The organism is Tatumella terrea (genome assembly GCF_039523755.1).
GTDB lineage: Bacteria > Pseudomonadota > Gammaproteobacteria > Enterobacterales > Enterobacteriaceae > Tatumella > Tatumella terrea.
In genome coordinates, this window is the sequence record NZ_BAAAFX010000017.1 from 244,456 (window position 1) to 255,554 (window position 11,099).

8 protein-coding genes are annotated in these 11,099 nt (G+C 47.9%); all 8 read left to right on the plus strand.

The features are described from left to right. Window positions 1–48 precede the first annotated feature (48 nt). The 8 genes from lolA (at window position 49) to ABD035_RS13225 (ending at window position 10,995) form a co-directional block, all read left to right on the plus strand. The gene (gene lolA, locus ABD035_RS13190; RefSeq protein ID WP_212713861.1) at window positions 49–660 is read left to right on the plus strand and encodes an outer membrane lipoprotein periplasmic chaperone LolA; all 612 of its coding nucleotides are present in this window, start codon (window positions 49–51) and stop codon (window positions 658–660) included. Between the two features lie 7 nt (window positions 661–667). Beyond that, the gene (locus ABD035_RS13195; RefSeq protein ID WP_343870682.1) at window positions 668–2,011 is read left to right on the plus strand and encodes a replication-associated recombination protein A; all 1,344 of its coding nucleotides are present in this window, start codon (window positions 668–670) and stop codon (window positions 2,009–2,011) included. 96 nt (window positions 2,012–2,107) lie between these two features. Further along, window positions 2,108–3,400, plus strand: a complete 1,293-nt coding sequence (gene serS / locus ABD035_RS13200; RefSeq protein WP_212713859.1) for a serine--tRNA ligase — start codon at window positions 2,108–2,110, stop codon at window positions 3,398–3,400. A 1,090-nt stretch (window positions 3,401–4,490) separates the two neighbouring features. Next, window positions 4,491–5,012, plus strand: a complete 522-nt coding sequence (locus tag ABD035_RS13205) for a Csu type fimbrial protein (protein WP_343870684.1) — start codon at window positions 4,491–4,493, stop codon at window positions 5,010–5,012. Between the two features lie 25 nt (window positions 5,013–5,037). Beyond that, window positions 5,038–5,751 carry a fimbrial biogenesis chaperone gene (locus ABD035_RS13210; protein WP_343870685.1) on the plus strand — a complete coding sequence of 238 codons (714 nt, stop codon included), beginning with the start codon at window positions 5,038–5,040 and terminating at the stop codon, window positions 5,749–5,751. A 58-nt stretch (window positions 5,752–5,809) separates the two neighbouring features. Continuing rightward, complete coding sequence (locus tag ABD035_RS13215) at window positions 5,810–8,059, plus strand: fimbria/pilus outer membrane usher protein (protein ID WP_343870686.1); 2,250 nt, start codon at window positions 5,810–5,812, stop codon at window positions 8,057–8,059. Next, the gene (locus tag ABD035_RS13220) at window positions 8,050–9,006 is read left to right on the plus strand and encodes a Csu type fimbrial protein (protein ID WP_343870687.1); all 957 of its coding nucleotides are present in this window, start codon (window positions 8,050–8,052) and stop codon (window positions 9,004–9,006) included. The genes ABD035_RS13215 and ABD035_RS13220 overlap by 10 nt, the downstream gene beginning before the upstream one ends. Window positions 9,007–9,843: 837 nt before the next feature. Next, on the plus strand, window positions 9,844–10,995 hold the full coding sequence (locus ABD035_RS13225) for an MFS transporter (protein WP_212713854.1): 1,152 nt from the start codon (window positions 9,844–9,846) through the stop codon (window positions 10,993–10,995). Window positions 10,996–11,099: the final 104 nt, after the last annotated feature.

Sequence of the window (11,099 nt, forward strand, 5' to 3'; positions counted from 1 at the left end):
TACGGTTAACAGTGCACAGCCGGAATGAAAGTTAAGGAATAATTACAGATGAAAAAATTGTTGATTGCTACAGGTGTTATCAGTCTTATGATTTCAGCCGCTGTCCGGGCCGACGATTCAGCCAGTCTGCAGACACGTCTGGACAAGGTAAGTAGTTTTCATGCGCAATTCAGTCAGAAAGTCACGGATGCTTCAGGCAACAACGTGCAGAACGGTGAAGGTGAATTGTGGGTCCAGCGTCCGAGCCTGTTCAACTGGCATATGACCGCTCCGGATGAAAGTACCATTATTTCCGATGGCAAAACGTTATGGTTTTATAATCCTTTTGTTGAGCAGGTAACGGCGACCTGGGTGAAAAATGCCACCAGTAATACACCGTTTATGCTGATTGCACGTAACCAGCCCTCAGACTGGAAACGCTATAATGTGAAACAGCAGGGCGATAATTTCGAACTGACGCCGAAGAGCAGCGACGGTAATCTGAAGCAGTTCACGATAGATGTCACTCCGGGCGGCACTATCCGTCAGTTCAGTGCGGTTGAACAGGACGGGCAACGCAGCAGTTATCAGCTGAAAAGCCAGCAAAACGGGGCGATCAGTCCGGATAAATTTAAATTTACTCCTCCGCAAGGGGTAACGGTGGACGATCAGCGTCAGTGAGGTGAATGTGGATACACTTTCTCTGGACTTTTCTGTCAACGAATTTCAGCCGCTGGCCGCACGTATGCGGCCACGAACCCTGGCTGAATATGGGGGGCAGCAGCATCTGCTGGCCCCCGGAAAACCCCTGCCCAGAGCGATCGAAGCCGGTCATTTACATTCCATGATCCTCTGGGGGCCGCCGGGAACCGGTAAGACGACATTGGCAGAGATTATCGCCCGGTACGCGAATGCCGGTGTTGAACGTATATCTGCGGTCACCTCCGGGGTTAAAGATATTCGTGAAGCCATTGCCAGAGCAAGTCAGAGCCGGCAGGCGGGTCGCAGGACCATTCTTTTTGTGGATGAGGTGCACCGCTTTAATAAGAGTCAGCAGGATGCTTTTCTGCCGCATATTGAAGACGGCACCATAACCTTTATCGGCGCGACGACAGAAAATCCCTCTTTTGAACTTAACTCTGCACTGCTTTCCCGGGCCAGGGTCTATCTGCTGAAATCGCTGACGGTGACTGATATTGAGGCAGTGCTTGCACAGGCAATGTCTGACAGTGAACGCGGCCTCGGCGGACAGGATCTGCAATTACCGGATGATACCCGGAAAATGATCGCGGAGTTAGTGAACGGGGACGCCCGTCGTGCATTGAATACGCTGGAGATGATGGCGGATATGGCGGAACCTGATGCCGGAGGGAAGCGTATACTGACCCCGGCATTATTAACCGAAATCGCCGGCGAACGTACCGCCCGCTTCGATAATAAAGGTGACCGGTTTTATGACCTTATCTCAGCGTTGCATAAATCTGTTCGCGGCTCTGCCCCGGATGCTGCCCTTTACTGGTATGCACGTATTATTACCGCAGGCGGTGATCCCTTGTATGTCGCCCGTCGTCTGCTGGCGATCGCGTCAGAAGATATCGGTAATGCTGACCCCAGAGCCATGCAGGTCGCGCTAGCCGGCTGGGATTGTTACACCCGAGTGGGGCCGGCCGAAGGGGAAAGGGCGATCGCCCAAGCGATAGTTTATTTATCCTGTGCACCAAAAAGTAATGCGGTCTATCAGGCGTTCAATGCAGCGATGGCGTCTGCAAGAGAAAATCCTGATTATGATGTTCCGGATCACCTGCGTAATGCGCCGACCCGGTTGATGAAAGAAATGGGGCTGAAGAAAGGTTACCGTTATGCCCATGATGAACCCAACGGATATGCCGCTGGCGAGGAGTATTTTCCGCCTGAAATGGCCGGTTCGCGCTATTATTCACCAGTTGAACGCGGTCTGGAGACGAAAATTGCAGAAAAGCTGGCATGGCTGACTGAACAGAATCAAAATAGCCCGACAAAACGCTACCGCTGATAAAAACATTACGGTAAGGTGAGTAGCAACGTTATTTCGTTTAGTGGATTCCTCCCAACGATTTTTTCATTTCATTAACTCATACACAGGATTAGCATGCTCGATCCCAACCTGCTGCGTAATGAGCCAGACGCAGTTGCAGAAAAACTGGCACGCCGGGGATTTACTCTGGATGTTGAAACGTTACGTTCTCTTGAAGAACGTCGTAAAGTTTTGCAGGTAGAAACCGAAAATCTCCAGGCGGAACGTAATTCACGATCCAAATCCATCGGTCAGGCTAAAGCGCGTGGGGAAGATATCGAGCCACTGCGTAAGGAAGTGAATGAACTGGGAGAGCGTCTGGAAGCGGCTAAAGCCGGGCTGGATTCTTTGCAGACCGACATCCGTAATCTCGCGCTGACGCTGCCTAACCTGCCGGCAGATGAAGTGCCTCAGGGTAAAGATGAGAACGATAATCTGGAGATCAGTCGCTGGGGTGAACCTCAGCAGTTTGATTTCACGGTTCGTGATCATGTGGATCTGGGTGAACTTTCCGGCGGGATGGATTTTGCTTCGGCAGTTAAACTGACCGGCTCACGTTTTGTGGTGATGCGAGGGCAGATTGCCCGTATGCATCGTGCTCTGACCCAATTTATGCTGGACCTGCATACGGGCGAGCATGGCTACACCGAGATGTATGTCCCTTATCTGGTAAATCAGGACTCCTTATACGGTACCGGACAGTTACCCAAATTTGGTAATGACCTGTTCCATACCCGTCCGCTGGAAGAAGAAGCGGACAGCAGTAATTATGCGTTGATCCCGACGGCGGAAGTTCCGTTGACGAATCTGGTCCGTGATGAAATTCTTGAAGAAGAGAGTCTGCCGCTTAAAATGACGGCACATACTCCTTGCTTCCGTGCCGAAGCCGGTTCATATGGCCGGGATACCCGCGGGTTAATCCGTATGCATCAGTTCGATAAAGTCGAAATGGTGCAGGTGGTGACTCCGGAGACGTCGATGCAGGCACTGGAAGAACTGACCGGACATGCAGAAAAAGTTCTGCAGTTACTGGAACTCCCTTACCGTAAAATGCTGCTATGTACCGGTGATATGGGCTTCGGCGCCACTAAGACCTATGACCTTGAGGTCTGGTTACCGGCACAGGGCACCTATCGCGAAATTTCTTCCTGCTCAAATATGGCTGACTTCCAGGCCCGTCGCATGCAGGCTCGTTGCCGCAGTAAAGCGGAGAAAAAACCGAAGCTTCTGCATACCCTGAACGGGTCAGGGCTGGCGGTCGGACGTACGCTGGTAGCGGTTCTGGAGAACAACCAGCAAGCCGATGGTCGCATCCGTGTACCGGAAGTCCTGAAGCCTTATATGAACAATCTGGATTATATTGGCTGACAGACCCTGCCTGAAAAAACCTGCCCTTCGTAAGAACGGCAGGTTTTTTTTATCTGTAAAACAGTGTTCCTGTTAATAATATCTCTGTACCGTCGTGTGAGTCGCACTACCGGACACTGAATATCCCTACCGCCGGGTGTCTAATCCGGAAAAATCTGCCGTGCAGGCAGAAATACACCTTTGCTTCCCGGTGTAAGCCTGACCCAAACTGTGCCTTTATCCGTCAGATGACCACCCCGGAATCCAGCAGTGAAGAACAGGAGCAGACCAGACATAGGCAGAATGCAAAGGGTCCGTACCGGAAAAGAAAGCGCCGGGATTTTTGCAGGCTCCACGGAATTAGGGTTTCTACCCTGAAAGGGGAGTAAATATAGCTTACCGGAGGTGTGTATTTTCAGCATCCGAACCCGAACCCTTCTATGTTATAGAGGCCATAAAAGAAGGCACGTATTTTATAGTAGAAAAATAGTTAATCACCTAAACATATAGGGAGGTAATAATAATTCTTAATTAAGGTAATCCTCATAAAAATATAGAATAGCCCTCAAATCTATAGGGCCCTGATGAAAACGGCAGGTGACAAACGACGTGTTAAAAAGGTAGTGTTTTATCTGGCTAAAAAACAAGCTGGATTTTTTTTTATGCGCTATTTAGTGAATAAAAAGATACTCTGATGAATGATTAATCAGTGCAATAAGTTTATCGTAAATTTATCGTAAATATATCGTTCTTAAATACTACCATATGTAATTTATGCCGATATTTTAAACTGTGAAATGCGTGTTTATACGTTTTATTAGCTGGCTAAAAGTGCTGTTCAATAGTTTTTTCCTATTAATTAACACGCTCTGATAGCAGTTTTTAATGTTCTTTTGTCTGTGGCAGTAGTTTATTGTGCTTGTTTTTATTGTTTTTGTAGTGATTAATTTCAATTAATGGCACCTGGCAGGGAGCTTAAAAGGAAGTGTCTATCAATAGATATATTTGATCAGTGATCTGCGTTGGTTTTTTATTATTGGCGAGTATAATGCAGCCGCATCATTAATCATTTGAATTGCTAATCTGTTTATTCAGATGTGCTGGCAATACTGTGGTTGACATTAAATGTCGGAAAAATAAAAAAGAGAAAAATATGTTTAAAAAATCACTGTTACTGATTTCTTTAAGTTCTTCTTTAGTTTTTACTTCAGCAAGCTTTGCAACTACCGCGACATATACTGCGCAGGCAACTGCCAATATGAATGTTTCGCTGACCGTATTAAAAGCATGTAGCATCACTGCCAGTGATATGAATTTTGGTAAACAATACAGCAACGCTGGTGATTTATCGGTGCAAACGACGGCTGCTGTAGTTTGTACTAAAAATACACCTTATAAAGTTTCTTCTGACAGTTCACATGATTATGAAATGTCGGACACTAACGGCGACAAAATTGCCTATAGTCTCTATGCCGATCAGGCCGCATCGACACCTTTTACCACCGGTACTACCGGAACAGGTACCGGTGTTGCGCAGAATATTAATATCTATGGTAAGGTAGGTTCATCGGCATTACAGGTTGCACCTGCAGGTGATTATACCGATACCGTGTTGCTGAGTGTTGATTACTAATTCATATTATTTGCTGGTGTGGTATATGATGCGTTTTTTTACGGTGTTAAGTCTTTTTGTTACGACTTTCTTTATATCTGGTTCATATGCCGCCAGCCTGCAGGTTTTTCCCGTGAATATTAATTTCTCAGCGGGAGAAAATGTAAAAGCGATCTATGTTAACAACATGGGTACTGATCCTATCAGCGCACAGGTTCGTGTCTATCAATGGACGCAGCAGAATGATACGGACGTGCTGACAGAGACACAGTCTCTGGTCGTCAGCCCGCCAATGACGGCGATACCGCCGGGAAAACAGCAATTATTACGTGTCATTCTTCCTGTACCCGTGGGGCCGGCGGAACAATCTTATAAACTGGTTGTGGATGAATTGCCCGGAGCCACAGATAACAGCGGTAAACATGCTGTCAGGTTCCTGTTACGCTACACCCTTCCGGTATTTATTAATACGCCGCAGAGTGCACCTGATATGAGTGACTTCAAATTTTATCTGGATACTCATTCTGTTCCTGAAAAACTGCGCATTGTAAATAATGGGGCGGAACATTTAAAACTAAGTAATGTTATTTTATCTTCAGGTGAGCATCAGGTAACGATTAACCAGGGGTTAATGGGGTATGTTTTAGCACATAGTGCCCGTTCATGGTCTTTGCCGAAAGGCAGGTACTCCGGTTCAACAATTACTTTTACCACTAATGATGATTCGACAACAAAAACAGTCCCGATCACACTCCAGTAACTATTTTTTATATACGTCGCTATTTCTGTCATCGTCTGTTTTTGCGGCTCCGGATGAAATGTTATATCTGAATATTACGGTCAACGGAGCCTCTGTTCCTGGCCTGTTTCAGATTTCAAAACAGGGTCAAAACTTTTATATCGCCGCTGAAGATGCCAAAAAACTAAATATTAATACTCAGCAGTTACCTTTAAAAAATAATCGTTTAGATCTGAGCAGTCAGCCGGGACTCGGTATCCATTATGATGCCCTCGGCCAGGTGCTGGAAATAAAAGCGGATAAACACTGGCTGGGCGGGGACCAAAAACTCAATAGCCAGCAGCAATCCGGTTTGCTTTCAGGTCAGCAGTTCTCTCCGGCAGTAAAAGGGATGGCACTAAACTATGATCTCTATGCCAGTCAGGATGCATCAGGCCAGGATGTTACCGCTTATACGCAGTTACGTTCCTTTGGTATTGGCCCGGGAAATTTCAGCAGCTCCTTTAACAGCCGGTTTGAAGACCTGAGTGGCAATACGGATAACAGCACCCAGCGTCTGATGACCAGCTGGAGTTATGACAATCCGGATAAACTGCTGAGTATCACCCTGGGCGATAGTTATACCGGTTCGCAAGCATGGACGAATAGCGTCCGTTTTGGCGGATTCAGCATCTCTCATAACTATAGCTTACAGCCGAACTTTAATACCTCAGCACAGGATGTGCTGTCGGATACGACAGCATTACCGTCGACCGTCGATCTCTATGTGCAGGGGATTAAACAATCGTCAGAGCATGTGAACCCGGGCCAGTTTACCCTGACTACGACCCCCTTTTTTACCGGCAGCAACACGGCGCAGGTCGTGATCACCGATATTAATGGTCAGCAACGTGTCATCAATCTGAACCTCTATGGGTCTGACTTACTGTTGTCGAAAGGTCTGGATACCTGGAGTCTTAACACCGGCTGGGTACGTGAAAATTATAGTTATCGTTCCTTCAGTTACGATCCTGACTTTATGGCGACGGGAAACTGGCGTTATGGTCTGGCGGATCGGCTAACCCTGGAAGGGCATACCGAGCAGGGACAACCTCTTCAGAATGGCGGACTAGGATTTAATTATCTGCTCTCCCCGATGCTGGGGATTGTCCACAGTGATTTCTCTGTCAGCCGTCATGACGGAGAGGCCGGTCAGCAATGGGGAATGGGCTGGCAGTGGTCAGATCAGCGCTTTAGCGCCTCCGTTTCGCAAACGCGACGCAGTATGGCCTATCGTGATATGTCAGTGCTGACTGAAGGTACCTTAGCCACGCATTCCGATAATGCCTTTATCAGCTGGTCTTTCACGCATATGGGTACGGTCGGCATGAGCTGGATTAACCGCCAGTATCCGGAAACACATCAGCAATATGCAGGATTTTCATGGTTTAAGACGTTCGGCCAGCGTTTCAACATTGCGACCAGCCTGACGCAATCGATGGAGGATACACGCGATAAGACGGTGTATATCAATCTGTCGTTCCCGCTGAGCGACCATCAGTATGTGTCGGTTCAGCGGTCACAGGAAAGCCAGTCGACCTATAACCAGCTAACCTGGTCACGGACGCTGGACTCCAATAAACCAGGCTGGGGAGGCGATGTGTCGGTACAAAGCGGAGACAATCCGAATACCCATGCAGACTATCGCCAGCGGACCCGCTGGAGCGACCTGGAACTCGGTTATAACCGCTATAATCAGCAGAGTAACTATTATGCATCAATGACCGGCGCAGTCGGTCTGTTTATGGGGCATATGTATGCGACCCGGGAGCTGGGAGATGCCTTTGCGATCGTTGATACCGCAGGGGTTCCGGATATTCCGGTGTATCTGCAGCATCGACCGGCAGGTAAAACGGATAAAAACGGCACATTATTTCTCAATGATCTGGATCCTTATTTCAGTAATGATATTTCGATAGATGTGTTGTCGCTGCCGATGGATTACCGGGCGTTGTATACCGAGCAGAAAGTGATTCCGAAGAGTGGTGATGGTGCGGTCGCCGCATTCTCTATTTACCGGACTCATGCCTTATTGATTACCGGTAAACAGGCAAACGGGACTGCGTTACCTTTTGCAGCAACAGTTGATGTAACAAACGCAGAAGGGCTGACTGCCGTGAAAGGGACGACCCATACGGTGGTGGGTTATGAAGGCAATATCTATCTGGAAGATCCTCCGGCCAGGGGTGAGGTTATTGTTCACCGTACCCATGGAGATTGCCGGATACAATTACCAGCAGAGTTGCCCGCAGGGAAAAGTGTGGTGCAGATGGAGGCGATATGCCAATAATTAGAACGATGTTGTGGTTAATACTCGCAGGTATCGGTTTCGGTTTTTCATCGGGGGCCTCTGCCGCTCCGAATTGCTGGAACGGTGGGGGGATAACCTTTAGTTTTGGTACGGTCACGGCGGGACAGTCTGCATCTACCTCAGGACAGGTGGCCTTTACCTGTAATAATTATGATTCAGTCCCTGAGTATATCAGGGCCTGTCTGACCTTACAGGATAACGCCCCTCTGGCAATGAATCCGAACGGTGTGAGTGGTTATCCGTTGTATTTTAATGTTTATTCTTCAACGGATACGTCGGATGCACTCAGTGCAAACAATACTGTCTATGCGCAGGGAGACTTTGTGGTGCCGGTGGGCGGTTCGGTGGAAAAGGACTTCTCTTTAGTGTCGAAGATAGTTTCCGGACAAACTAAACTGACCGCCTCTGATTACTATAATTATGGCTTCTGGACAGTGATCAAGTACAGTTATGCCAGCAGCAGTAGTCAGTTGCCTTCCTGTGCATCAATGGCATCGACCAATACGCGGACGGTACAGCTGGGGGCTAATGCCGCGGTGAAAAATGGTTGTCAGATCAACAATGTCAGTGATCTGAACTTCGGGGAGTTAAGTCCGGCGGCTTCATCAGCCTTATCGACAACCTCCACATCGACGGTCACGGTGACCTGTCCTGTGAATACGGCCTTTTCGGTAGGACTGGGTAGCGGGTTGCATAGTCAGCAATCGACCCGTTATCTGTGTAATAGCTCAGATAATCAGTGTGTGTCCTATCAGCTATATCAGGATGCCGCTCACAGTAAGCCATGGGATGATACAAATACTCAGACAGTCACTTCTGCGACCGGCTCAAGCCAAAGTATGACCGTTTATGGCGTCGTTCCCTCCCAAAGCTGGCCTACGCCTGGCGACTACAGTGATACGGTGACGGTGACACTGAATTATTAATCTGCTTTCCGGCTTGTGCGCTGTCCGAATCGGACGTTGACAAGCCGGCCATATTCCTGTCGGCACTCTCTTCTCCGTTCTGCTTAGTATTCGTTCATTACCTTTCTGTAAATCACACTCTTTTCCCCAAAATGACTTAAATCATAAAAAATATTTATTTCATTTGTAAATATTCGCACCCTCTTGTATATCTAAGGCAACAGGTAGCAAAGATTACCTAAAGTAGTTTTATATTTTAAACATTTAACCAGGGCGGAAAGCATTAGCCTGCTGCATTCATTGCAAGAGGGGGTGGAAAATGCGATACCCGCACAGAAGTATCAGAGCTTTAGTTTTTTCAGCTAATTTTTCAGCAATGAGTCTGATGGTAGCTTTTCCGGCAACGAGTCAGATAGTTGAGGCTTCTTTAGGAATACATTTGCAGGTGGTTAATCGCTGCGCAATGCTACTAGAGGCCTCAGCAGGTGATATCTCCGTACATTGCAACAGACACGTTGCCTATAGGATCACCGTTCGTCCGGATGTGGCGACCGGGGACGGTATTAATCGTGTGGTGGTGAGTTACTAAAAAATACAGTTCAAAACGATACATAATAAGTAAAATCCGCCGCTATCAGAGGAGATATCTGTGGCAGAGCTTTTATGTCCTGCCCGATATTGTTACTTATCTGCATCTCCTGAAGTAATAAAACTGTTAATCAACAGGCCTGACACTTCCCGTTTTTCTCATTAATTCCCCGCTGCGAAAGCAAAAAATGCTCTGCATATTTTTGTTAATTGACTTTAAAATTGTTGGTGCCATTATTCGCCACATTATTTCCTTCTGTGGTTATGGCTATGTCTGCATGGTCCCGTCCCGTATTGCTTTTACTGAGTGGTTTACTGTTATTAACCATTGCGATTGCGGTGTTGAATACACTTGTGCCTTTATGGCTGGCCCATGACCAGTTCGCGACCTGGCAGGTTGGCGTCGTGAGTTCTGCTTATTTCTCGGGTAACTTACTGGGGACCATTATTGCCGGTAAAGTGATCCGCCGGCTTGGTTTTAACCGCAGTTATTACCTTGCCGCCGGTGTGTTTGCAGTGGCGACAGGCGCTCTGTTAATTGCTGGTGGGTTTGCGGGCTGGACACTGTGGCGTTTTCTGGCAGGTACCGGTTGTGCGTTAATCTGGGTTGTTGTCGAGAGCGCGTTACTGTGTTCAGGTACGCCGCGCAACCGCGGACGTCTGCTGGCAGCGTATATGATCGTTTATTATATTGCTACGGTTCTGGGACAGTTACTGGTCAGCTTCGTTTCCGATAAAGCGGGTTATGTACTGCCTATGCTGGTCATGCTGATTGTCGTGGCATTTCTGCCATTACTGTTTACCCGTATTAAAACGCCGGAAATCGCGGCGGAGGCTGAAACACCCAACGTCCGGGAAATGTTCGGTCGTCATTCTTCACGGCTGGGGATCAATGGCTGCATCCTCTCCGGAGTGGTTCTGGGTTCACTGTATGGTTTATTGCCGCTATACCTTTCCCATCGCGGCATGAGCGATTCGAATGTGGGCTACTGGATGGCATTGCTGGTCAGTGCCGCCATCCTCGGGCAGTGGCCTATCGGCAGGCTGGCAGATCGTTTCGGGCGTCTGATGGTATTGAGAATTCAGGTCTTTATGGTGATCCTGGGCGCTTTGGCCATGTTATCTCAAATGGCAATGGTGCCGGCGCTGTTTATTCTGGGGTGCTCCTGTTTCACGCTCTACCCGGTGGCCATGTCATGGGCCTGTGAAAAAGTGGCACATCATGAACTGATCGCGATGAATCAGGCCCTGCTGCTAAGTTATACCATCGGCAGTCTGCTGGGCCCGGTAATGACCTCATTACTGATGGAACACTACTCGGACAATGTTTTGTTTACCATGATAGCAGCCGTATCTTTCGTTTATCTGGTCATGTTACTGCGTAAAGCAGACCACCAGACAACGCCGGTGGCACATGCCTGATTAATCCGGCTGAGCCTTCACTAAAAAAGGGCCAGAGGCTAATGCCGGTCACTTAAGGTGACCGGCATTGTTTTTTAAGGGATATTTTGGCTTTTTGGGCCTGA